Raw genomic sequence first — 20665 nt, 5'->3', positions numbered from 1 at the left:
GGACCGGACCGGCGAACTCCGCCGCCGTCACGGAACCGGATCGGTGAACCCCCGTCGGCGCGCGGCCCCGGGCCGGCAGCGCGCGAGCCGCCGTACGGTCAGCCACGCGCCCCGCAGCGCGCCGTGCCGGTGCAGGGCTTTGACGGCGTAGGTCGAACAACTCGGTGCGTACAGACAGGAGTTGGGCGTTCGTGGGCTGACCTCGACGCGGTAGTGCCGCACGCCTGCGTACAGGGCGGCCGCGACCCGTCCGGCCGGGCGTGGCGCCGCGGGGTCCGGTCTGCGGGCGGCGGCGCGCGGCGGGTGCAGCAGGAGCAGCATCATGGCGGCCAGTGAGCCCCAGTTGCAGGGACAGCAGCGGCTCGCGTACGACCACCACAGATGCGTGTCGAGACAGCCGGCCACGCAGCCCTCGTCCTCGGACCGCGACCGCCGGGGCTCACTGCTGTACCCGTGCCGCAGCTTCCGCGGCCGGTCCCGGCCCTCACTCACGGCCCGCCTCGCCCCCGCTCTTGCGGAACAGCCCCGTCCACAGGAAATCCTCGCCGAAGTACGCGGACTCGTCCGACTGGGCCCGCATCAGGCGCAGTTCGACGGGCTCGTACGCACCGAAGACCCTGCGCAGGGCCTCCTCCGTGTAGGCGAGTCCGCCGTGCAGGGAGCGGTCCCGGTACAGCTGGGCGTCCGGGAGCTCGCAGCCCATGCCGCCCGCGGCGAAGCAGGTGAGCATGAAGTGGCCGCCCGGGGCCAGCACGCGGTCGAGCAGCGCGAGATAGCCGACCCGGCGGTGCGGCGGCAGATGGTGGAAGCACCCCGAGTCGTACACGAGGTCGTACGGGCCCTTGCCGGCGAGCACCGGCCCGAAGATGTCGCCGTGGTGGAAGCGGACCTGCGCCCCGGCCTCACGGGCCCGCTCCCGCGCCCAGTCCAGGGCGGCGGGGGAGAGGTCGACGGCGTCCACGTCGAAGCCCTTGCCGGCGAGGTACAGCGCGTTGCGGCCGGGGCCGCAGCCGAGTTCGAGCACCCGGCCGGGCGCGATGCCGCCCGACTCCACCTGTGCCGCGAGGCTTTCGTCCGGCTTGGGCACGAAGAACGGGACCGGCTTGGAGCGGTCGGCGTAGAAGCCGTCCCACCACGCGGAGCCCTCATCGGTCCAGCGGTCCGCGCCTTCGGAGAACAGCCCGTCGAGCATCGTCATGACGTCATCGACGGTGTGTATGTCCCGTGTCATTCCCACCCCTTGTCGGCCCCTTCGTGTGTGCCACGATCTTAGTCGTCGGGGAAGGGAAAGCCCAGGTCAGAGGTGGTGTGCGGATCGCCTGGGCGGCCCGTGGCGGGCCTGTGCCGCGGTGGTCGGGCGGGTCCTTGTGCGAGCCGGTGTACGTGCGCTGAAGGCGCCTTCGAGGGCCCGTGGGAGGGGTCTGAGCGGTCGTCCGGGGCGGGTTTTTCGACGGGTTTCCGGCGGACTCAGCCCGCGACGAGCCCACGCTCCGGATCCGCCGTCAGCCCGCCCTGGTACAGCGTCGGCGAGCAACCCTCGCCGTTGGGCGTCGACTTGCGCAGCTTCACCTCGGCGCGGTCGTCGAACAGCTCCTCGCCGTCCGCTGTGATCGTGAACCGTACGGGGACGGTCACCTCGCCGATGTCCTCGTCGAGCTCGACGGACATCCACGGCAGGGGATCGGGGTCGTTCGCGGCCACGGAACGTTCCTCGCAGACCTCACCGGCGCAGGCGCGCAGCCGCAGCGTGCCCGAGCCGTCCTGGGCCCGCCCGGCGAAGTCGGCGGTCTCCCAGCGCAGGGTGACTCCCGAATCCCCGCCGATCAGCGTGCAGGTGCGTGTGCCGTCACCGCAGCCGCCGGCCAGCACCACCGGAAGCAGTGCCAGCAGTCTCCACGCCTTCACGGCACCCCCTGGACTCCGACGAGGTGACCACCGTACGGCCTGGTCGCAAAGTGCCCTGCGGGCGGGAGAGTTCAGTCGGTGTCGCCGCGGGTGCGGTCAGGCGGCCTGGTGGCGGGCGAGTTCGGTCAGGAGGGCGTCGCAGAAGGACTTGAGGTCGTCCGGCTTGCGGCTGGTGATCAGCGGTCCGGGTGCGGCCTCGCAGACCTTCACCGGCGCGTCCTGCCAGTTCCCGCCCGCGTTGCGGATGTCCGTGCGCAGGCTCGGCCACGAGGTGAGCGTGCGGGCGCGGACCATGTCCGCCTCGACCAGCAGCCACGGTGCGTGGCAGATCGCGGCCACGGGCTTGCCGTTGCGGAAGAAGCCCTGCACGAACGCGACGGCGCGGGCGTCCATGCGCAGGAAGTCGGGGTTGGCCACCCCGCCGGGCAGCACGAGCGCGGCGAAGTCGGCGGGGTCGCTGTCGGCCAGGGTCTCGTCGACGGGGAAGGTGTCGCCCTTGTCGAGGTGCTCGAAGGCCTGGATGTCCTCGGGGCCGGTGCTCACGAGCACGGGGGTGTGACCGGCCTGCCGGGTCGCCTGCCACGGTTCGGTCAGCTCGCTCTGCTCCACCCCTTCGGGGGCGACCAGGAAAGCGACGCGCATGGGAGTGCTCCGATCAACGTGGGGGTGCGGACGGGGAGTTGTGCGTACGGGGCGGCGGTGCGGCTGTCCGCACCCCCGCCCCGCACAAGCGGCAGCCGTCGTCGGCTACCAGCGGTACCAGCGCGCCCTGCGGCCGCCGCCGGTCGCCGGCGTACGCGCCATGAAGCCCACGAGCCACAGCACGAGCACCACCAGCGCGGCGATCCACAGCGCCTTGAGGGCGAAGCCCGCGCCGAACAGGACGAGGGCCAGCAGCAGTACCAGAAGAAGGGGAACCATGTCATCAACCTCCTTGGGCGCCGAGTACCCGACCCGGGGTGCCTCACGCACCGTGAAACTCCCGGGTGCGACCGGGCACCTGCCGGGTGGGACCGGCCACTTGCCGGGTGCGAGACCCGCCGGGTGCGACTCGGTCACTTGCCGCGGCCGCCGATGTGGTCGCGGACCCGGTCGACGAGGCCGACGCCGGGAGCGAGCAGCTTGTTCGCGGGCGGGGTGCTCGGCGAGGAGGGGTGCGGCCGGGTCGGTGCGGTCTTCTTCGCCGTACGCACCTTCTCGCCCAGCTTGTGCAGGGCGTCCGGGCTGCAGCTGGTGGTGAGCTCCACGAACAGGTGCTGCTCCTCGTCCGCCACATGCTCGGAGACCTCCGCCTGCAGTCGGGAGACCAGACCGTCGAAGTGGTCGTCGTCGGCCTCGCACCCCTCCAGGTCCTTGAGCAACTGCTCCACGCGCGCGTGGTCGGCGATCTCCTTGTCGGCGAGCGCGTCCCCGCCGCTGACATGCTCACGGACCGCCGGGTACAGATACTGCTCCTCGGCCACCGAGTGGCGGACGAGCTCGATCGTCAGCTCGTCGACGAGCTGCTTGCGCCCGGGGTCGCGCGGCGGGAGCTTGTCGATCCGCGCGAACAGGTCCTCGACTTCGCGGTGGTCGGCGGTCAGTTCCTGGATGACGTTGCCACCGTGGCTCACGGTGCGCCCCTTTCCTCGGACGGGCAGTTGCCCGGCCCGGGTGCCCGCGCGACGCGCCCCGTAACGTCCCCGCATCCGTACCGGACACGGCGGACCGAACACGAAAGCCCCGCCGCGCGGAGGTGCGCGGCGGGGCTTCGCCAGGTGTCAGGCGCGCCTCACCAGATCCGGACGCGCTCCGCCGGGTCCAGCCACAGGCCGTCGCCCTCGGCCGTGCCGAAGGCCTCGTGGAACTCGTCCAGGTTGCGCACGATGTTCGCGCGGAACTCCGGCGGCGAGTGCGGGTCGATCGTCAGGTACTGCTGCTCCTGCTCCTTGCGGCGCTTGGTGCGCCAGCAGAACGCCCAGTTCATGAACAGCCGCTGCGAGCCCGTCAGGCCGTCCTTCACCGGCACGTCCGCGCCGTCGAGGGAGATCTTGTACGCGGTGTGACCGATGGTCAGGCCGCCGAGGTCGCCGATGTTCTCGCCCACGGTGAGCTGGCCGTTGACGAACTCGCCCGGCAGGTTGCGCGGCGAGAACCCGTTGTACTGCTTGACCAGCGCCTGCGACTTGGCCTCGAAGGCGGTCTTGTCGTCCGCCGTCCACCAGTCGTTGAGATTGCCCGCGCCGTCGTACTGCGCGCCCTGGTCGTCGAAGCCGTGCCCGATCTCGTGGCCGATGACCGCGCCGATGCCGCCGTAGTTCTCGGCAGGGTCGGCGTCGGGGGAGAAGAACGGCTTCTGCAGGATGCCCGCGGGGAAGCAGATCTCGTTGGTGCCCGGGTTGTAGTACGCGTTGACCGTCTGCGGCAGCATGAACCACTCGTCGCGGTCCACAGGCGAGCCGATCTTCCCGAGCTCGCGGTCCGACTCGAAGGCCGCGGCCGCCTGCGCGTTGCCGAGCAGATCGTCCGCGGACACCTCCAGCTTGGAGTAGTCGCGGAACTTGTCCGGGTAGCCGATCTTCGGCCGGAAGGTCGCGAGCTTCTCGTACGCCCGCTCCTTGGTCTCGTCCGTCATCCAGTCGAGCCGGCTGATGGACTGCCGGTAGGCCTCCAGCAGGTTGGCCACCAGCTCGTCCATCATCGCCTTCGACGACGGCGGGAAGTGCCGGGCCACGTACTCCTTGCCGACGGCCTCGCCCACCGCGCCCTCGACGAAGGACACCCCGCGCTTCCAGCGGGCGCGCAGCTCGGGCGTGCCGTTGAGGGTGCGGCCGTAGAACTCGAAGTTGTTGTTGACGAAATCGTCGGTCAGATACGGGGCGCAGGCGCGCAGGACCCGGGCGAGCACCCAGTCGCGCCACTGCCCGATCTCCACCTCGGTGAGCAGACCCGACAGGTGCGTGAGGTAGGAGGGCTGGCGGACGCAGGTCTCGGCGATGGTCTTGTCGCTGCCGCCGAGCCCGTCGATGTAGCCGCGCCAGTCGAACTCCGGGGCGAGCGCGATCAGTTCGTCGAGCGTCTTGAGGTTGTACGTCTTCTGGACGTCGCGGGTCTCGGCCCGCTCCCAGTGGCCGGCGGCCAGCTTCGTCTCCAGGTCGAGGACCGAGGCCGCGGCCTCGGCGGGCGTCGCGTGACCGGCGAGGCCGAGCAGCTCCGTGAGGTAGCCGACGTACTTCTCGCGGATCTCCGCGAACTTGTCCTCGCGGTAGTACGACTCGTCGGGCAGGCCGAGGCCGCCCTGGAGGATGTTGAAGATGTAGCGGTCGGAGTTCTTGTCGTCGGTGTCGACGTACGCGCCGAACACACCGGACCCGCCGACGCGCTCGAAGCGGCCGAGGAACGCGGCGAGCTCGCGCGTGTCCGAGATCGCGGCCACCTGGTCGAGCAGCGGCTGCGCGGGGGCGAGCCCCTTGGCGGCGATGGTCTCCTCATCCATGAACGAGGCGTACAGCGCGGCGATCCGGCGGGCGTCGGCATTGTCGCCGCCCTGCTCGGCCAGCTCCTGAATGATGTCCTTGACCTGCTGCTCGGCGACGTCCACGAGCTGGACGAAGGGCCCCCAGCTGGACCTGTCGTCGGGGATCTTCTCGGTGTCCAGCCATACACCGTTCACATGGCCGAACAGGTCGTCCTGCGGTCGGATCTCGGGGTTCATGCCCGCGCGGGCATCGTCCAGAATGCTCATCCGTGCAGCCTATGCGAGGGGTGCCCCGGACAGCAGCCCGCTTTCGGGGGCGGGCCGGGTATCCCCGGCGGGCGCGGGCCCGTCCCTCTTCTCACAGGCGGCGCAGAAACTCCTGGCGCTCGGCGAAGTTCTCGTATCCCGCGCGGGCGAACGCCTTGACCATGGCGACGTTCGCCGCGTCGCAGTCCCCGCGGATCTCGTCGGCGCCGCTGTCCAGGAGCACCCGGGTGCCGCGGGCCACCACGGCCGTGGCGTAGCCCTTGCCGCGGTACGCCGGGGACACGGCCACCAGGCCGATCACCGCGGCGGCCGGGTTGCGGGCGGGCAGGCTGAGCGCGGCCGCGCCGCCGTCGGGGGCGTGGCCGATCTCCCACCAATGCGGCTCGTACGCGAGCTCCTCCATGTCGGCGAGCAGCCGCTCGGCCGCACCCCGGGCGCCGTGCTCCACGACCAGTGCGGCCAGGCGCGTGTCGGCGCTGGTCGGCAGGGCGGTGGCGAGCAGGTCGACGAACGGCTCACGGCCGGTCTCCGTAAGGGAGGACCAGGCGAGACCGTCGTGCGCCGCGTGCAGGCCGCCCTCGGCGAAGCGCCGGAAGCGGCGGCCGTCCCGTACGGTCTCGAACCCGGCGAGGCGCAGGAGCTCGGCCCGGCGGCCGGCGTCCGCCTGGTGCTGCGGGGGCTGGGCGGGGGAGTCGAGCATGTACTCCAGCCCGGTGGCGCCGAGGGACCGGGCCAGGTCGAGGGCCGCGGCCAGGACGCGCTGCCCGGTCTCCAGGCCGGGCTCCTGCCAGGGAGCCTCCGCCAGGACGAGCGCCATCGGGAGGGCGTGCCCGGGCAGCGTCCACAGCACGGCGGACCCGACCGGCTTCCCGCTGCCGTCGTCGGCGACGAGACACCACTCCGGGCGGGTGCACTTCTTGTCGAGCAGATCGGTCAGATAACCGGCGGTCGATGCGTTGCGCTCGTCCTCGCCGGGGCGGGTCACCAGATGCGGCAGTTCGGACGGCAGAGCGACACGGACGTCCATGGCGGGCGGATCCCATCGGGGTGCTGGTGGTGCGGGGCACGAGCCGGATCATGGAACCAATGCGCGACCCCGCTTGTAAACAGCCGTGCTGCGGTGGGGAGATGAGGACCCGTCAGCCCGGCGGGCCGTACTTGATGCCGCCCCTCGCACCCGCCACGCTGGCCGGGAAACCGCCGCCCGGTGCCGTCGACCGGTGCCGTCGCCCGGCGTTGCCGCCCACAGTGAGGACCCCCGTATGGCCATCCCCGTGATCCTCGACTGCGACCCCGGTCACGACGACGCGTTCAACATCCTCCTCGCCGCCGCCCACCCCGCGATCGAACTGCTCGCCGTGACCACCGTCGCGGGCAACCAGACCCTGGAGAAGACCACCCTCAACGCGCGCCGCGTCTGCACGGTGGCCGGGATCGACGGGGTGCCGGTCGCGGCGGGCCGGGACCGGCCGCTGCACGGTCCGGTACGGGTGGCCGCGTCCATCCACGGCGAGTCGGGGCTCGACGGACCGGGGTTCAAGGACCCCACCGTGCCCCTCGACCCGAGGGACGCCCTCACCCTCATCCGCGACACCCTGCTCGCCCACCCCGAACCCGTGACGCTGGTCCCCACCGGACCGCTCACCAACATCGCCGCGTTCCTCCTCGCCTATCCGCGACTGAAGGACCGCATCGCGCGGATCGTCCTGATGGGCGGCTCCACGGACCGCGGGAACACCACTCCCGCCGCCGAGTTCAACATCCACTGCGACCCCGAGGCCGCCGACCTCGTGTTCTCCAGCGGGCTGCCGGTGACGATGCTGGGCCTCAACGCCAGCCACCAGGTGCTCGCCACCGGGGACGTGATCGCCCGGTTCGCCGCTCTCGGCACGGAGCTGGCCGCGGTCTGCACCGAGATGCTGGGCTTCTTCGCGGACCGCTACCGCGAGGTTTTCGGCCTGCCCGGCGCACCCCTGCACGACCCGCTGACCGTGGCCCACCTCATCGACCCCGGCCTCATCACCCTCGTACCGGCGCACGTCGCGATCGAACTCACCGGCACCCACACCCGCGGCGCCACCGTCGTCGACCTGCACCACGTCACCGGCCGCGCACCCAACGCGCAGGTCGGCACCGAAGTGGACGCGGACCGCTTCTGGGATCTGATCGTGGACGCCGTACGCGTCCTCGGCGCCGATCCGGCATGACTCATCCCGTCATTGTGGCGGCCCGGCAGCTGCCCGAGGAGTGGGCGGCTCTGCAACGGGCGAACCGGGCCGCGATCGAGGAGATCCTGGCGGCCCCGGACACCCCGACGACGTACGAGGCGAACCTGGCCTGACCCTGTGCGGCCTGACCCTGCGCGGCCCGGACTCTCAAGGTCGGGTCGAGGGTGAGGGTTCACTCGATGTGAAGTGCATGAAGAGGCGGCGGAAAGGAGATGACGAGCACCGGCGTCCGCTCCCATACTTGCCGGATGCCGACCGCTCCGAGCCGCTTCCGCGATCCGCGCACCACGAAGTACGACTACGTGGCGCGGAGCATTCTCGTGCGCTGTCCGGTGTGCGCGGGGCAGGCCCAGGTGGTCCGAGCTGCGGGCGAGCACGGACTCTGGGGGCCTCGCCGGCTCAGCTGCCTGCACTGCGGTGCGAGCCGGACGACCGCGGGCGGCACCCTGTGCTTCTACGGCCCGGCGTACGAGCCGACGGACCCCTGGCTCGGGCTCCCGCTGTGGCTGTGCACGCGGACACGCCACGGCTACGTCTGGGCGTACCACCACGAACACCTCACGCTCCTGCGGCAGTTCGTCGCCGCGACCCTCCGTGAGCGCGCGCCCTGGTACGACACGGGTCAGAAGATGACCGCCATGGCGCGGCTGCCCCGCTGGATGACCAAGGCCGGCAACCGCGCCGAGGTGCTGCGCGCCATCGACCGGCTCCGCGCCGGGACGCCGCGCCGGACCTGAGCCTCGCTCACGCGGCGGGCGGAACGGCCCCCGCGGCCCGCTGGAGCGCATCGAGCACCGGCCGCAGCAGCGGATGCTCCTCCGCCCCGCGGCGTACCGCCGCGAACACGCGCCGGGTCGCGACCACGTCCTCCACCGGCCGCACCGCCGCATGCGAGAGATCCGTGTCGCGCAGGGCCGAGCGCGGCACCAGGGCCACGCCCGCGCCCGCCGCCGCCAGCGCGACCACCGCGCGGAAGTCGTCCGACGAGTGCTCCAGGCGCGGCTCGAAGCCCGCGTACTCGCAGGCCAGGACCATCACGTCGTGGCAGGGATTGCCGGGATACGGGCCGATCCACGGCTCGTCGGCGAGCGCGGCCACCGGCACGGTGTCCGACGAGGCGAGCGGATGGGCGAGGGGCAGGACCGCGTCGAACGGCTCCGCGTACAGCGGGATGCGGGTGAGGCGGTCGTCCGCGCTCGGCGCCCCCCGGTACTCGACCGCGACCGCCACGTCCGCGCGGCCGTCGAGCACCATCGGCAGACTCTCGTCGCCCTCGGCGTCCCGCACCTGGATGCGAAGGCCGGGGTGGGCGGCGCTCAGGTCGGTGATGGCGGGCGCGAGGACCACCGCGATGCCGGTGGCGAAGGAGGCGACGGTCACCTCGCCCGCGTCGCCGGAGGTGTACGCGGCCACCTCGGCCTCCGCCCGTTCCAGTTCGGCGAGCACCTGGCTGGCGTGGCGGAGCAGGATCTGGCCCACGCCCGTGACCCGCATCCCGCGCTTGTCCCGTTCGAGGACCTTGTGCCCCAACTCCTGTTCCAGCGCGGCGATCTGCTGGGAGACGGCGGAGGGGGTCAGATAGAGCGCGGCGGCCGCGGCAGTCACCGTCTGGTGGTCTGCCACGGCCTGCAGCGTGCGGAGCCGGCGTGCGTCGATCACGCCGCCGATTCTGCCAAGGATTTACCGCGCGGATTCCGCCAGGGCCGCACGGGCGGCGACGAAGGCGTCCACCGCACGGTTCACATCCGCGGTCGAGTGCGCCGCCGACAGCTGGACCCGGATACGGGCCTGGCCCTGCGGGACCACCGGGTACGAGAAGCCGATGACGTACACCCCGCGCTCCAGGAGCAGCTCCGCCATGCGCGCCGCCTTCGCCGCGTCACCGATCATGACGGGCGCGATGGCGTGGTCGCCGGGCAGGATCTCGAAGCCTTCCTCGGTCATACGGGAGCGGAACAGCGCGGTGTTCGCATTCAGCTGCTCGCGCAGGTCGCCCGCCGACTCCAGGAGGTCGAGCACCTTCAGGGAGGCGGCCGCGATCACCGGGGCGAGGGAGTTCGAGAAGAGGTACGGGCGCGAACGCTGGCGCAGCAGCGCCACGATCTCGGCGCGCGCGGCCACGTAGCCGCCGGACGCACCGCCGAGCGCCTTGCCGAGCGTGCCCGTGATGATGTCGACGCGGTCCATGACGCCGTGCAGCTCCGGCGTGCCGCGGCCGCCCGCGCCGACGAAGCCGACCGCGTGGGAGTCGTCGACCATCACCATCGCGTTGTACTGCTCGGCGAGGTCGCAGATCTCCCGGAGCGGGGCGACATAGCCGTCCATGGAGAAGACGCCGTCGGTGACGATCAGCTTGCGCCGCGCGCCGGCCGCCGCGGCCTCCTTGAGCTGGTGCTCCAGGTCGGCCATGTCGCGGTTGGCGTAGCGGAAGCGCTTGGCCTTGCACAGACGGATGCCGTCGATGATCGAGGCGTGGTTGAGGGCGTCGGAGATCACCGCGTCCTCGGGGCCGAGGATCGTCTCGAACACGCCGCCGTTGGCGTCGAAGCAGGAGGAGTAGAGGATCGTGTCCTCCTGGCCGAGGAACGAGGACAGGCGCGCCTCGAGCTCCTTGTGCACCTCCTGCGTACCGCAGATGAAGCGCACCGAGGCCATGCCGTAGCCCCAGCGGTCGAGCGCCTCGTGGGCGGCGGCGATCACCTCGGGGTGGTCGGCGAGGCCGAGGTAGTTGTTCGCGCAGAAGTTCAGCACCTCGCCGGGACGGCCGCCGGCCGTGACGTCGACGGTGGCGGACTGCGGGGTGCCGATCACGCGCTCGGGCTTGTGCAGGCCCGCCGCCTCGATCTCGTCGAGGGTCTGCTGGAGCTCTGCGCGTACGGAGTCGAACATGAGGGGTTCCTTCTCGGGGGTCGCGGCGTTCGGAAGAAGGCGGGAGAAGCGGGAGCTGCGGCTCAGGCGGTCCAGTCGAGGATGACCTTGCCGCCGCGGCCGGACGCCGCGTCGTCGAAGGCGGCCTCGAAGTCGGTGTGCGAGTAGCGGCCGGTGATCACGGGCGCGAGGTCGAGGCCGCGCTCCAGGAGCACCGACATCGCGTACCAGGTCTCGAACATCTCGCGGCCGTAGATCCCCTTGATGGTGATCATCGAGGTGACGATCCGCGCCCAGTCCACCGCGAACTCCTCGGCGGGCAGGCCGAGCATGGCGATCTTTCCGCCGTGGGTCATGTTGGCGACCATGTCCCGCATGGCGCGCGGGTTGCCGGACATCTCCAGACCGACGTCGAAGCCCTCGCGCAGGCCGAGCGTGCGCTGGCCGTCGGCGATCGAGGACTCCGCGACGTTGAGCGCGAGGCTGACGCCGATCTTGCGGGCGAGCTCCAGGCGCTCCTCGCTCACGTCGGTGATCACGACGTTGCGGGCGCCGGCGTGCTGCGCGACGGCGGCGGCCATCAGGCCGATCGGGCCCGCGCCGGTGATCAGGACGTCCTCGCCGACCAGCGGGAAGGACAGGGCGGTGTGCACGGCGTTGCCGAACGGGTCGAAGATCGCGGCGACGTCGAGGTCCACGGGGACCCGGTGCACCCACACGTTGGAGGCGGGCAGCGCCACGTACTCGGCGAACGCGCCGTCCCGGCCGACCCCCAGGCCGACCGTCGCGCGGCACAGGTGGCGGCGCCCGGCCAGGCAGTTGCGGCACTTGCCGCACACCAGGTGGCCCTCGCCGCTCACGCGGTCCCCGACGTTGATGTCCTGCACGTCACGGCCGGTCTCGACGACTTCGCCGACGAACTCGTGCCCGACCACCAGCGGCGTGCTGATGGTGTGCTGCGCCCAGCCGTCCCAGTTGCGGATGTGCAGGTCGGTGCCGCAGATGCCGGTGCGAAGGACCTTGATGAGGACCTCGCCGTGGCCGATGACCGGCTCGGGCACCTCCCGCATCCACAGTCCGGGCTCCGCCTTGTCCTTGACGAGTGCCTTCACCGGGGGAGCCTCCTGAGTTCGTGATCATGACGAGCCACTCCTCAATCTGCCCCGCTGCGGTGGCGGAGTCCATCAACGATTTCTTAAGCCACCCCGCAGGAGTGCTTCATCTGGCGCAAGCGGGTTCGAGCGACCCGTACGCGAGGAGCCCACGGGCCGTGCGAACGGAGCCGACGGACCGTCAACCGGGCGTGTTCTGCACACGTCCGGGTCTGCCCGGGCGGTGCCCGGCGGAGCTTGCCCCTAGGGTCCCGAAGGGAGACGGCAAAACTGGCAAATCGTAGAAAACGAAGAAATCGGGACGGGAGTGGTTCGGGTGCAGGCGACGGCGGAGCACCGCAAGGCGACGGCGAAGCACCGGAGGGCGACGATGCACCGGAAGGCGGCGGTGCTCCTCGCGGGCGGCTGTCTGCTCGCGCTGGGCGGGGCGAGCCCGGCCGCCGCCGCGGACGACTGGGGCACCTGGGGCTGGCAGGTCTCCGTCTCGCCGGCCACGGTCAAGCCGGGCGGCACGGTGACTCTCACGTCCACCGGCTGCGAGGGGACCGTGAAGGCGGAGGCCGGTGTCTTCGACGTGGTCGAGCTGAAGGAGGGAAAGACCGCACAGGCGTGGGTGTTCACGGACGCCAAGCCGGCCGCCGAGTACGACGTCACCTTCACCTGCAAGACCCAGACCAAGAAGGCGACCCTGAAGATCGCGGACGACGGCGGCACCGTCTGGCCCACGCACCAGGGCACGCACTCCCCGGTCCACAAGGGTGTGAAGGCAGGCTCCGGCGGCACCTTCGACCAGTCCGATCTGATCCAGCTCGGGCTCGGCGCCGCCCTCGTGGCCGGCGCACTCGGCGCCTCGCTCTACTGGGCGCGCCGACGGAGCGACGGCCACGCCTAGCGTGGTCCCCCTCGCTTACGGCAGCCGCCCCACCGGCTTGACCCGTCCCCGCGCCGCGAAGCCCCAGTCGAGCAGCGCCCGGGCCTCTTTGTAGACGCCGTTGCGTGCCCCGGAAGTCGGGTTGAGCACGGTGGCGACGATGGTCCGCCCGCCGCGCTGCGCCGCGACGATCACGGTGTTGCCCGCCTTCGTGGTGTAGCCGGACTTGATCCCGACGATGCCCGGGTAGCGGCGCAGTCCGTGGGAGCCGGCGAGCAGCCGGTTGGTGTTCTCGATCCGCACCCAGCCCTTCGGTGTGGGGAAGTACCCGTACGGGCTGCGGCAGTAGGAGACGAACCGGCGGTCGCGCAGCCCCTCGCGGCCGAAGAGCGTCAGGTCGTACGCCGAGGAGAACTGCCGCTTCGCGTCGTACCCGTCGGGCGAGACCACGTGGGTGTTGCGGGCGCCGAGCGCGCGGGCCTTGGCGTTCATCTGGCGCGCGGTGTGCCGCCAGCCGCCGTTCATCCGGGCCAGTACGCGCACCGCGTCGTTGCCCGAGCGCAGGAACGTGCCGCGCCACAGGTCCTCCACGCGGTACGTGCCGCCGATCCGCACCCCCACCCGGCTGCTGCCCGCGCCGATCCCGGCCAGGTCCTTGGCCGTGACCCGGTGCCGCGTACCGCTGTCGAAACGGGGCAGCACCGTGAGGGCGAACAGGGTCTTGAGCGTGCTCGCCGGTGCGAGGCGCTGATGCGGCCGGTGCGCGGCGAGGACCTGTCCGCTCTCGGCGTCCGCAACCACCCAGGCCCGGGCGGACAGGCGGGGGAGCCGGGGCGCGGCCTGGCGGTCGCCGGGGGTCGAGGTGTCCGCCTGCGCGGGCAGCGTGGGCGTGAGGGCGGCCGTGAGGGCGAGCAGGGCGCACAGCGCGGGCTTGAGCAGCGTTCTGACGGTCATTCGGCCAACGTAGGCGTGATGATCATCAAAACGCGGCGGTGTGGTCCGACCGGAGCGTGTCGCGTCCGAACCGGGCGTGTCGGGCGAGGCCTCGGCGGACGGACGGCCGTGCGGCGGTGAGTGCACGTCGCACCTATTGCCCGGGCCCCGGCCCGGCGCCATACTCCCGGCGAACCGCCCGAGCCCGGCCCCTCCCGCACGCCGCCCACGACAAGGCAGGTGCCCCGATGCCGATCGACCAGGCCCATCTCGCACGGCTCGCCGAATCCGCGTACGAACGACTGGGCGATCACGAGTCGCTGGTCTACGACGGACGGCGTCATCGCTCCGGCGAGCTGTACCACCGTGCCACGCGCGTCGGCGCGGGACTGTCCGGGCTCGGGGTGCGTCCCGGAGACCGGGTGGTCGTCCTGATGGCCAACTGTCCCGAAGTGGGCATCACCTACCAGGCGATCTGGCGGGCGGGCGCGGTGGTCACCCCGGTGATGTTCCTGGTGAGCCCGCCGGAGCTGGCGCACATCCTGGTCGACTCCGGCGCGCGCGTCCTGGTCACGACGGCCGACCTGATGGCTTCCGTCGCCGCCGCGGCGCCGCACGCCCCCGGCCTGCGGCAGGTCGTCGTGGTCGACGAACTGCCGCCCACCGCGCCGCAGTTGCCGCCCAGTATCACCGTGACCCCGTACGCGCAGCTCGAATCCGCCGCGCCCGGCGCCGTCGCCGACCGCGACGGGGCGGACCTCGCGGCCCTGATGTACACGGGCGGCACCACGGGACGGGCCAAGGGCGTGATGCTCAGTCATCGCAATCTGTACGCCTGCTCGGCCGCCGCGCACACCGCGTCACGGGTCGCCGGACTCACCGACGGCATCAACCGCACCCTCATGCCGCTGCCGCTCTTGCATGCCTACGGACTGATCGTCACGCTCATCGGCTGGCACGCGGAGGAGCCGCAACTCGCCGTACTGCAACGGTGGTTCGACCCCGCGCAGTGGCTGAAGCTGGCGGTGGAGCACCGCGTCCAGCGCACCACCCTCGTGCCCAGCATGATCCAGATGCTGCTCGAACAGCCCCTCGCCGAAGCCGATCTCAGCGAGATGCGCTACGTCTCCAGCGGCGCCGCACCCCTCGCCCCCGACACCCGTGCCGCCTGGCAGCGCGCCGTGCCGAGCAGCGAGATCCTCGAGGGGTACGGATGCACGGAATCCGGCTCCGTCATCGCCACCACCCGTCCCGGCGCCAACCGCCCCGGATCGGTGGGCACACCCCTGCCCGGCTACGAGATCGAGATCCGCGACGACAAGGACCAAGCGCTGCCGCCGGGCGCGGAGGGCGAGATCTGCGTCCGCGCCCAAGGCGTGATGGCCGGCTACTGGAACGCCCCCGAACTCACCGCGCAGGCCCTCGGCGGCGGCTGGCTGCACACGGGCGACATCGGCCGCTTCGACGAGGACGGCTACCTGTATCTGATCGACCGCAAGAAGGATCTGATCCTGCGCGGCGGCTTCAACGTGTTCCCGCGCGACGTCGAGGACGCACTGCTCGGCCACCCCGCAGTCGCCGCGGCCGGCGTGGTCGGCCGCCCGGACCCGCGCTTGGGCGAGGAGGTGGTCGCGTTCGTCGCGCTGCACCCGGACCAGGCGTGCGGCACCGAGGAGTTGCTCGCCTACGGCAAGGAGCAGCTCTCGGCGCACAAGTACCCGCGGGAGATCCGCATCCTGGACCGCCTTCCGGTCACGAGCGTCGGCAAACTCGACCGGAAGGCCCTGCGGGCTCAGGTGCGGGAGTAGCGGCACAGGTGCGTGCGTAGTGGCACGTGGGCCGTCCGTCAGATGTGCTGTTCCGCCGGAAACCCCGTCCAGCGCAGCTCACCGGGCAGATGCCGGGTGTCGTTGTAGCAGAGCAGCTGGGCCGGGCGTCCGGGTGCGTAACGGATCACGGTGAGTCCTGCGTTCGCATGGTTGAGGCCGAGCCAGCGCCAGTCCGGGGCGTCGAGTGCGTGCCGGACGAGCCAGCCGGTCAGGAAGTTGTGCGTCACGACCAGCTCATGACGGTCCTCGTCGCCCTCGACGTGACCGGTGAAGGAGGCCAGGGCCGCCTGTGCGAGCCCCGGCCCCTCCTCGCGCTCGGCGGCGGAGAACTGCTCCAGCCACGTCAGGTACAAGTCGGCCGATTCGGCGGGGAGTTCCTCGCGCTCGGGGAGATACGGCAGGTAGTCGCCGGCGGCCGGCGAGGTGCGGAGCTGCACCGGTGCCGCGAGCTGCTCGCGGACCAGCCGGGCCGTTTCGGCCGCCCGGGCCAGCGGTCCGTGGTGGACCGCCGTCAGCGGCCTGTCCCGCAGCCGCTCCCCGAGCAGCCTGGCCTGCTCCCGGCCGGCCGCGCTCAGGGCGCTCTCGTCGGGGGTGGCTTCGGCGTGGCGGGCGAGGTAGAGGTAGCGCGTGGCCGGCATCGGTGCGGTGCTCCTGTCTCCAAGATCCGGACGGGGACGGTACGGCTGGGGACGCGCGCTCCTGGCCTGCGGTTCCATCCGCCCAGTCTGCGCGTGCGCCAGCCGCCCGGGCCGTAGACCTCGCGCCTGCCGCCCCGGGGCGCAGCACCTCACGCCAGATCGTCGAAGTCCCCGTCCTTCGCGCCCTGGATGAAGGCGGCGATCTCCGCCTTCGTATAGACGAGGGCGGGGCCGCAGGGGAACCGGGAGTTGCGCATCGCGACCCGGCCGTCGGGCAGGTCCGCGAGCTCCACACACTCGCCGTTGGGGTTGCTCCGGCCGCTCTTGCGCCAGCGGACATCCCCGATCTGAGCCGCGGGCATGCCGTTGTCACATTCCAATTTCGCGCGCTGGTGCGCACCCATGAAGCGTCCCCCTGTCCCCTGCCTGCACTGTCGCCGCGAACGGCCCTGCGGCGCGGCGTACTTGCAGACGTGCGTACGGCTGCACTTGCAGATGTGCTTGCAGCCGTCAGTTCACACCATCAGGATGTCATCCGGGAGCCGTTGCTCCGATGCCGATTCCGCCGCTTCAGGAGGCCAGGTTGACCACGACCGCGGACCCAGCCGCGCTGCTCGACCCATGGGGTGGGGCCGTAACTGCGGATTCGGCCTGCCAGTTGCTGCAGAGCGAGGCGGAAAGCGACCAGGAGGCCTGGGAGTTCGTCCTCGCGACGCTGGAGCGCTGGGGTTGCAGGGCCCTGGCGCCCCGGATCCTGCCGGCGGCCGCCGAGCTCGTCGCCAACGCCTTCGCGCACGCGGTCCGCGCCGAGGACCCCGCCGCGTATCCCTGCCCGGTCGTCCTCTGCCTGCTGCGCTCCGGGGGCGATGTGGTGTGCGCGGTCTTCGACCCGGCCGACACGCTGCCGCGTCCCGGGCCGGCCTACGGCCTGCGCCGGGTCGACGCGGTCTCCGACGTCTGGGGCTGGTCGGCTCCGGGGCCGGACGGCAAGGCGGTCTGGGCCGCGTTCTCGGGTACGGGGGAGCGGCGCCGTACGGCTGCTCCGGCGCTCGCCGCGCTCGATCCGCTGCTCGTCCAGATAGAGGTCTTCACCGGCAGCGCCGCTCCTCGGCTGGTGCTCGCCGATCCCGCCTGGGGCGTCGACGGACCCCCGGAGACGGCGCCCGCGGGCGGCTGAACTCCGGGGGTCCTTCGGCGAGATGAGCGTCGCGGGCGCGCGGCCCGCCCGGAGTTCAGGCCCGGGATCCGCGCGCCCGCGCGACCAACTCGGCTGCCGCGCCGTTCCATTCACCCTGCTCGAAGGCGAACCCGGCCTCCAGGAGCCGTCCGGGCAGCACCCGCCGGCTCTTGAGCAGCAGCTCCGTGTCGGACCGCAGCACCCAGGCACCCGCCTCCGCCATGGCCTTCGTCGCGGGCAGCCCCACCGGCACCCGCCACGCCTGGCGCAGGCCGCGCATGAACTCCCGCTGGGGGAGCGGCCCGGGCGAGGCGAGGTTCACCGGTCCGTCGAGGTCCTCGCGCGCGATCAGGAACTCCACAGCCCGTACGAAGTCGTGCTCGTGGATCCACGACACGTACTGCCGACCGCCCGCGACCGGGCCGCCGATGCCGAGCCTCGCCATCCGTGAGAGCACCGAGAACACCCCGCCGCGATCCGGACTCATCACCATCGCCGCCCGCAGCGCCACCTTCCGCGTCCCCGGCATCGGCGCCTCGTCCTGCACCTGCTCCCAGCGCCGGGCGATCTCGACGCTGTACGCCCAGTAGTCCGGCACTTCCGGTTCGCCGCCGCCGATGACTCCCTGCGCCTCGTCGTGGGCGGTGCCGAAGGTGTGCGCGTAGATCGTGGCGGTGCTCATCTGGAGCCAGACCCGCGGCGGCCGTGCGGCGGCCGCGATCGCCTCGCCGACCACCCGCGCCGAGTCGATCCGCGAGTCCATCATCTCCCGCAGGTTGGCCTCGGTGTAGCGGCAACTGACGCTGCGGCCCGCCAGGTTGACCACGGCGTCGCTGCCGTCGATCTCCTTCGTCCACGGGCCCGCCGTCCGGCCGTCCCAGGCCACCTCGCCCGGCCCGTGCGGACGCCGGCTGAGCACGACCACCTCGTGGCCCGCCGACGTGAGTGCCCGCCGCAGCATGGCCCCGACCTGCCCCGTCCCGCCCGGAATCACCACGCGCATGAAAACCCCCTCGGTGTCGGCCCGAGCCTACCGAGGGGGTTGAACGCGTTCAAAACCGGGGTGCGCCCCGCGTCAGCTGGGTGCCTCGGCGCCCTTGCGGGCGTAGAACCACCAGCACACGGCGAGGCAGGTCGCGTAGAACCCGATGAAGCACCACAGGGCGCTGGTGACCGGGAAGTTGGCGAACATCGCCGGGATGAAGAAGAAGCCGTACGCGGCGATTGCCGAGGAGAAGCCGGTGACCGCGCCCGCCTCCATCTCCGACTGCTTGAGCGCCGCCGCCTGCGCCTCGGGGCCCTTGCCCTCGGCGCCCTTGCTGTGCCAGTCACGGAAGATCACCGGGATCTGGCGGAAGGTCGAGCCGTTGCCGATGCCCGAGAAGAAGAACGCGCACAGGAAGCCGATGTAGAAGGTCCAGAAGCTGCCCTGGTCGCCGCTGTGCGGCAGCGCGAAGATCACCACGACCAGCGAGACGGCCATGCCGACGAACGACAGCATGGTCACGCGAGCGCCGCCCACCTTGTCGGAGAGCGAGCCGCCCAGCCAGCGGGTCAGGGCGCCGATGGCCGGGCCGATCCACGCGTACGTCGTGGCCTGGTAGCCCTGCGCCTGGAAGTTGTCCTTGATCAGCAGCGGCAGGCCTGCGGCGAAGCCGATGAACGAGCCGAAGGTGCCGACGTAGAGCCAGGTCATCAGCCAGTTGTGCTTGCGCTTGAAGATGATCTTCTGCTGGCTGAACGGCGCCGCGGCGACCTTGAGGTCGTTCATCAGGAACCACGCCATGAGCGCCATGATCACCAGCAGCGGCACCCACAGGAAGGCGCCGTTCTGCAGCCATACGTCGGTGTTCTTGGCGCTGTCGTGCTGCGGGCCGCCGGCGGGCGGGCCGAGCACGGCGGCCGTGATCACCAGCGGGGCCACCAGCTGCACGATGGAGACGCCGAGGTTGCCGAGGCCGCCGTTGAGGCCGTTCGCGGACCCCTTCTCCTTCTTCGGGAAGAAGAAGCCGATGTTGGCCATCGACGAGGCGAAGTTGGCACCGCCGATGCCGCAGACCGCGGCGATCAGGGCCAGCTCCCAGTACGGGGTTCCCGTGTCCTGGAGTGCGAAGCCGAGCCACAGCATCGGCACGACGAGGATGATCGTCGAGAAGGCGGTGAACTTCCGCTCGCCGAAGATCGGCCCGATGAACGTGTACAGGATCCGGAACGTGCCGCCGGTGATGCCGGGGATCGCGGTCAGCCAGAACAGCTGGGACTTCGAGAAGCCGAAGCCCACGTCGTTGAGCTTGACCACGGTCACGGACCAGACCTGCCAGACGACGAAGCCCAGCATCAGTGCCGGGATCGAGATCCACAGGTTGCGGTTGGCCACCTTGCGGCCGGTCGACTCCCAGAAGCCGGTGTCCTCGGGACGCCAGTCGCTGATCGTGGACCCGGGCTTGTAGCTGTCGGCCTCGATGACCTGGCCAGGGCTCGGCGTGCTCATTTCTTCACGGTATGAGCGGGTTTGTTCCGGCAGGCGCGTGGTGTCGGCCGAACGGGTGACGGCCGGTGCGGGGCCGGGTGGGATCAGGAGCGGCCGGTCGCGCAGGCCACGCAGACCTTGTTGTCCTCCGGGTCCGCGAGCACCGTGTACGCGGGCGCACCCGAGGTGTCCACCACCGTGCCGCCCGCGGCCACGGCCGCCGCGATGCGCGCCTCGACCACCTCGGGTGCCAGCCACACGTCAAGGTGCCAGCGCTGGCGCGGCGTCTCGTGCGGGTCGGTGCCCTGGAACCAGAGCGGGGGGACCCGGCACGCCGGATCGAAGACCGAGTCGTGCACCGTATTCGAGGCGTCGCCGGTGAGCAGCGCGGACCAGAAGGGACCCGAGGCGTTGAAGTCGGCCGCATCGAGGGCGAGTTCGACCTGCGTGACCTCCGCGGGGACCGCGCGCAGCTGGAACTTCGCGGCAAGTCCCGAGATGAGCCGGGCCAGTTCGAGGTCCCGCGGCATGATCCAGCGCCCGCCGTCGGGCGCGACCGTATAGAGGAGCAGGTCGACGGCGCCGCCCGCGAGGCGGATCTCCGGCACCGCGTGCCCGGCGGTCGCGGCCACCTGCGCGACGGCCGAGACGAAGGCGGCGGCGACGGTCGGGTCGCCGCCCCGGCTCGCGACCCTCGTGTCCCCGCCCCCGCCCGCTTCCGCGGCGTATGCAGCATCCGCGTCCCTGGCCACGTAACGGGCCGCGAGCGGCTGGGCGAGGACGCGCCAGTCGCCGAGGTCGTCGGCGATGGCGGCCAGGACGTCGGGCGTGGGCACAGGCTGGACGTCGGGCGTGGGCACAGGCTGCATGACGGGCATCCTGTCAGCCGTGGCCCGTCCGCGGGAGACCG

The 20665-nt window shown here is 71.6% G+C and carries 23 protein-coding genes; 6 read left to right on the top strand and 17 right to left on the bottom strand.

Translation table 11 applies throughout. The features are described 5' to 3' along the window. Positions 1–27: 27 nt before the first annotated feature. From yidD to BLT97_RS14885, 8 genes are all read right to left on the bottom strand, one after another. On the bottom strand, positions 28–321 hold the full coding sequence (yidD, locus tag BLT97_RS38995; protein WP_093610882.1) for a membrane protein insertion efficiency factor YidD: 294 nt from the start codon (positions 319–321) through the stop codon (positions 28–30). Between the two features lie 163 nt (positions 322–484). Further along, positions 485–1231 carry a class I SAM-dependent methyltransferase gene (locus BLT97_RS14915; RefSeq protein ID WP_093610180.1) on the bottom strand — a complete coding sequence of 249 codons (747 nt, stop codon included), beginning with the start codon at positions 1229–1231 and terminating at the stop codon, positions 485–487. Positions 1232–1467: 236 nt separating this feature from the next. After that, complete coding sequence (locus BLT97_RS14910; RefSeq protein ID WP_093610178.1) at positions 1468–1905, bottom strand: hypothetical protein; 438 nt, start codon at positions 1903–1905, stop codon at positions 1468–1470. 96 nt (positions 1906–2001) lie between these two features. Beyond that, on the bottom strand, positions 2002–2547 hold the full coding sequence (locus BLT97_RS14905) for a type 1 glutamine amidotransferase domain-containing protein (RefSeq protein ID WP_093610176.1): 546 nt from the start codon (positions 2545–2547) through the stop codon (positions 2002–2004). Between the two features lie 105 nt (positions 2548–2652). Next, positions 2653–2826 (bottom strand): hydrophobic protein, encoded by a 174-nt coding sequence (locus BLT97_RS14900; RefSeq protein WP_093610174.1) that lies wholly within the window; start codon positions 2824–2826, stop codon positions 2653–2655. Positions 2827–2960: 134 nt separating this feature from the next. Then, positions 2961–3518, bottom strand: coding sequence for a hemerythrin domain-containing protein (locus BLT97_RS14895; RefSeq protein WP_093610172.1), 558 nt, complete (start codon positions 3516–3518; stop codon positions 2961–2963). Positions 3519–3676: 158 nt separating this feature from the next. After that, positions 3677–5629, bottom strand: a complete 1953-nt coding sequence (locus BLT97_RS14890) for a M13 family metallopeptidase (RefSeq protein WP_093610170.1) — start codon at positions 5627–5629, stop codon at positions 3677–3679. A 91-nt stretch (positions 5630–5720) separates the two neighbouring features. Continuing rightward, the gene (locus tag BLT97_RS14885) at positions 5721–6656 is read right to left on the bottom strand and encodes a GNAT family N-acetyltransferase (protein WP_093610168.1); all 936 of its coding nucleotides are present in this window, start codon (positions 6654–6656) and stop codon (positions 5721–5723) included. 235 nt (positions 6657–6891) lie between these two features. Between BLT97_RS14885 and BLT97_RS14880 the strand changes: the two genes are divergently transcribed. From BLT97_RS14880 to BLT97_RS14875, 3 genes are all read left to right on the top strand, one after another. Then, on the top strand, positions 6892–7836 hold the full coding sequence (locus BLT97_RS14880) for a nucleoside hydrolase (RefSeq protein WP_093610166.1): 945 nt from the start codon (positions 6892–6894) through the stop codon (positions 7834–7836). Continuing rightward, on the top strand, positions 7833–7970 hold the full coding sequence (locus BLT97_RS37865) for a hypothetical protein (protein ID WP_176953771.1): 138 nt from the start codon (positions 7833–7835) through the stop codon (positions 7968–7970). The genes BLT97_RS14880 and BLT97_RS37865 overlap by 4 nt, the downstream gene beginning before the upstream one ends. A 135-nt stretch (positions 7971–8105) precedes the next feature. Continuing rightward, the gene (locus BLT97_RS14875; protein WP_093610164.1) at positions 8106–8594 is read left to right on the top strand and encodes a hypothetical protein; all 489 of its coding nucleotides are present in this window, start codon (positions 8106–8108) and stop codon (positions 8592–8594) included. Positions 8595–8601: 7 nt separating this feature from the next. On the opposite strand, the gene BLT97_RS14870 is transcribed toward BLT97_RS14875, so the two are convergent. From BLT97_RS14870 to tdh, 3 genes are all read right to left on the bottom strand, one after another. Next, positions 8602–9516: a LysR family transcriptional regulator gene (locus BLT97_RS14870; RefSeq protein WP_093610162.1), complete on the bottom strand. Its 915-nt coding sequence runs from the start codon at positions 9514–9516 to the stop codon at positions 8602–8604. A gap of 21 nt (positions 9517–9537) precedes the next feature. Next, the gene (locus BLT97_RS14865; protein ID WP_093610160.1) at positions 9538–10746 is read right to left on the bottom strand and encodes a glycine C-acetyltransferase; all 1209 of its coding nucleotides are present in this window, start codon (positions 10744–10746) and stop codon (positions 9538–9540) included. Between the two features lie 62 nt (positions 10747–10808). Continuing rightward, positions 10809–11837, bottom strand: a complete 1029-nt coding sequence (gene tdh / locus BLT97_RS14860; RefSeq protein WP_093610158.1) for an L-threonine 3-dehydrogenase — start codon at positions 11835–11837, stop codon at positions 10809–10811. Between the two features lie 316 nt (positions 11838–12153). Between tdh and BLT97_RS14855 the strand changes: the two genes are divergently transcribed. After that, on the top strand, positions 12154–12729 hold the full coding sequence (locus BLT97_RS14855; protein WP_093610156.1) for a hypothetical protein: 576 nt from the start codon (positions 12154–12156) through the stop codon (positions 12727–12729). Positions 12730–12744: 15 nt separating this feature from the next. On the opposite strand, the gene BLT97_RS14850 is transcribed toward BLT97_RS14855, so the two are convergent. After that, a complete protein-coding gene (locus tag BLT97_RS14850) occupies positions 12745–13662 on the bottom strand; it encodes a D-alanyl-D-alanine carboxypeptidase family protein (RefSeq protein WP_093610154.1) in 918 nt (305 codons plus the stop codon). A 227-nt stretch (positions 13663–13889) separates the two neighbouring features. Here BLT97_RS14850 and BLT97_RS14845 point away from each other — a divergent pair, with 227 nt between their 5' ends. Further along, positions 13890–15449 carry a class I adenylate-forming enzyme family protein gene (locus tag BLT97_RS14845; RefSeq protein WP_093610152.1) on the top strand — a complete coding sequence of 520 codons (1560 nt, stop codon included), beginning with the start codon at positions 13890–13892 and terminating at the stop codon, positions 15447–15449. 38 nt (positions 15450–15487) lie between these two features. On the opposite strand, the gene BLT97_RS14840 is transcribed toward BLT97_RS14845, so the two are convergent. Continuing rightward, complete coding sequence (locus tag BLT97_RS14840) at positions 15488–16108, bottom strand: histidine phosphatase family protein (protein WP_093610150.1); 621 nt, start codon at positions 16106–16108, stop codon at positions 15488–15490. Positions 16109–16257: 149 nt separating this feature from the next. Beyond that, positions 16258–16470: a DUF397 domain-containing protein gene (locus BLT97_RS14835; protein ID WP_245769339.1), complete on the bottom strand. Its 213-nt coding sequence runs from the start codon at positions 16468–16470 to the stop codon at positions 16258–16260. Positions 16471–16691: 221 nt separating this feature from the next. On the opposite strand from BLT97_RS14835, the gene BLT97_RS14830 reads away from it, so the two are divergent. Beyond that, positions 16692–17285, top strand: coding sequence for an ATP-binding protein (locus BLT97_RS14830; protein ID WP_143041335.1), 594 nt, complete (start codon positions 16692–16694; stop codon positions 17283–17285). A 55-nt stretch (positions 17286–17340) separates the two neighbouring features. Here BLT97_RS14830 and BLT97_RS14825 read toward each other — a convergent pair whose 3' ends face one another. The 3 genes from BLT97_RS14825 to BLT97_RS14815 all read right to left on the bottom strand — a co-directional run bounded on the left by BLT97_RS14825 (position 17341) and on the right by BLT97_RS14815 (position 20624). Next, positions 17341–18288, bottom strand: coding sequence for an epimerase (locus BLT97_RS14825; RefSeq protein WP_093610144.1), 948 nt, complete (start codon positions 18286–18288; stop codon positions 17341–17343). Positions 18289–18360: 72 nt separating this feature from the next. Beyond that, the gene (locus BLT97_RS14820; protein ID WP_093610142.1) at positions 18361–19776 is read right to left on the bottom strand and encodes a NarK family nitrate/nitrite MFS transporter; all 1416 of its coding nucleotides are present in this window, start codon (positions 19774–19776) and stop codon (positions 18361–18363) included. Between the two features lie 83 nt (positions 19777–19859). Continuing rightward, positions 19860–20624 (bottom strand): VOC family protein, encoded by a 765-nt coding sequence (locus BLT97_RS14815; protein WP_093610140.1) that lies wholly within the window; start codon positions 20622–20624, stop codon positions 19860–19862. Positions 20625–20665: the final 41 nt, after the last annotated feature.

The sequence above is a fragment of the Streptomyces indicus genome (genome assembly GCF_900100315.1).
In the GTDB taxonomy this organism is placed as follows: Bacteria; Actinomycetota; Actinomycetes; order Streptomycetales; family Streptomycetaceae; genus Streptomyces; species Streptomyces indicus.
Note: the sequence above shows the minus strand (reverse complement) of the source record. Positions and strands in the feature narration are given on the sequence as shown.

What these genes read in the sequence shown, in the direction of transcription:
- yidD (WP_093610882.1), bottom strand. Translation starts at nt 321, where the DNA reads ATGCTGCTCCTGCTGCACCCGCCGCGCGCCGCCGCCCGCAGACCGGAC.
- BLT97_RS14915 (WP_093610180.1), bottom strand. Translation starts at nt 1,231, where the DNA reads ATGACACGGGACATACACACCGTCGATGACGTCATGACGATGCTCGAC.
- BLT97_RS14905 (WP_093610176.1), bottom strand. Translation starts at nt 2,547, where the DNA reads ATGCGCGTCGCTTTCCTGGTCGCCCCCGAAGGGGTGGAGCAGAGCGAG.
- BLT97_RS14900 (WP_093610174.1), bottom strand. Translation starts at nt 2,826, where the DNA reads ATGGTTCCCCTTCTTCTGGTACTGCTGCTGGCCCTCGTCCTGTTCGGC.
- BLT97_RS14890 (WP_093610170.1), bottom strand. Translation starts at nt 5,629, where the DNA reads ATGAGCATTCTGGACGATGCCCGCGCGGGCATGAACCCCGAGATCCGA.
- BLT97_RS14885 (WP_093610168.1), bottom strand. Translation starts at nt 6,656, where the DNA reads ATGGACGTCCGTGTCGCTCTGCCGTCCGAACTGCCGCATCTGGTGACC.
- BLT97_RS14880 (WP_093610166.1), top strand. Translation starts at nt 6,892, where the DNA reads ATGGCCATCCCCGTGATCCTCGACTGCGACCCCGGTCACGACGACGCG.
- BLT97_RS37865 (WP_176953771.1), top strand. Translation starts at nt 7,833, where the DNA reads ATGACTCATCCCGTCATTGTGGCGGCCCGGCAGCTGCCCGAGGAGTGG.
- BLT97_RS14875 (WP_093610164.1), top strand. Translation starts at nt 8,106, where the DNA reads ATGCCGACCGCTCCGAGCCGCTTCCGCGATCCGCGCACCACGAAGTAC.
- BLT97_RS14865 (WP_093610160.1), bottom strand. Translation starts at nt 10,746, where the DNA reads ATGTTCGACTCCGTACGCGCAGAGCTCCAGCAGACCCTCGACGAGATC.
- BLT97_RS14850 (WP_093610154.1), bottom strand. Translation starts at nt 13,662, where the DNA reads ATGACCGTCAGAACGCTGCTCAAGCCCGCGCTGTGCGCCCTGCTCGCC.
- BLT97_RS14845 (WP_093610152.1), top strand. Translation starts at nt 13,890, where the DNA reads ATGCCGATCGACCAGGCCCATCTCGCACGGCTCGCCGAATCCGCGTAC.
- BLT97_RS14840 (WP_093610150.1), bottom strand. Translation starts at nt 16,108, where the DNA reads ATGCCGGCCACGCGCTACCTCTACCTCGCCCGCCACGCCGAAGCCACC.
- BLT97_RS14835 (WP_245769339.1), bottom strand. Translation starts at nt 16,470, where the DNA reads ATGCCCGCGGCTCAGATCGGGGATGTCCGCTGGCGCAAGAGCGGCCGG.
- BLT97_RS14825 (WP_093610144.1), bottom strand. Translation starts at nt 18,288, where the DNA reads ATGCGCGTGGTGATTCCGGGCGGGACGGGGCAGGTCGGGGCCATGCTG.
- BLT97_RS14820 (WP_093610142.1), bottom strand. Translation starts at nt 19,776, where the DNA reads ATGAGCACGCCGAGCCCTGGCCAGGTCATCGAGGCCGACAGCTACAAG.
- BLT97_RS14815 (WP_093610140.1), bottom strand. Translation starts at nt 20,624, where the DNA reads ATGCAGCCTGTGCCCACGCCCGACGTCCAGCCTGTGCCCACGCCCGAC.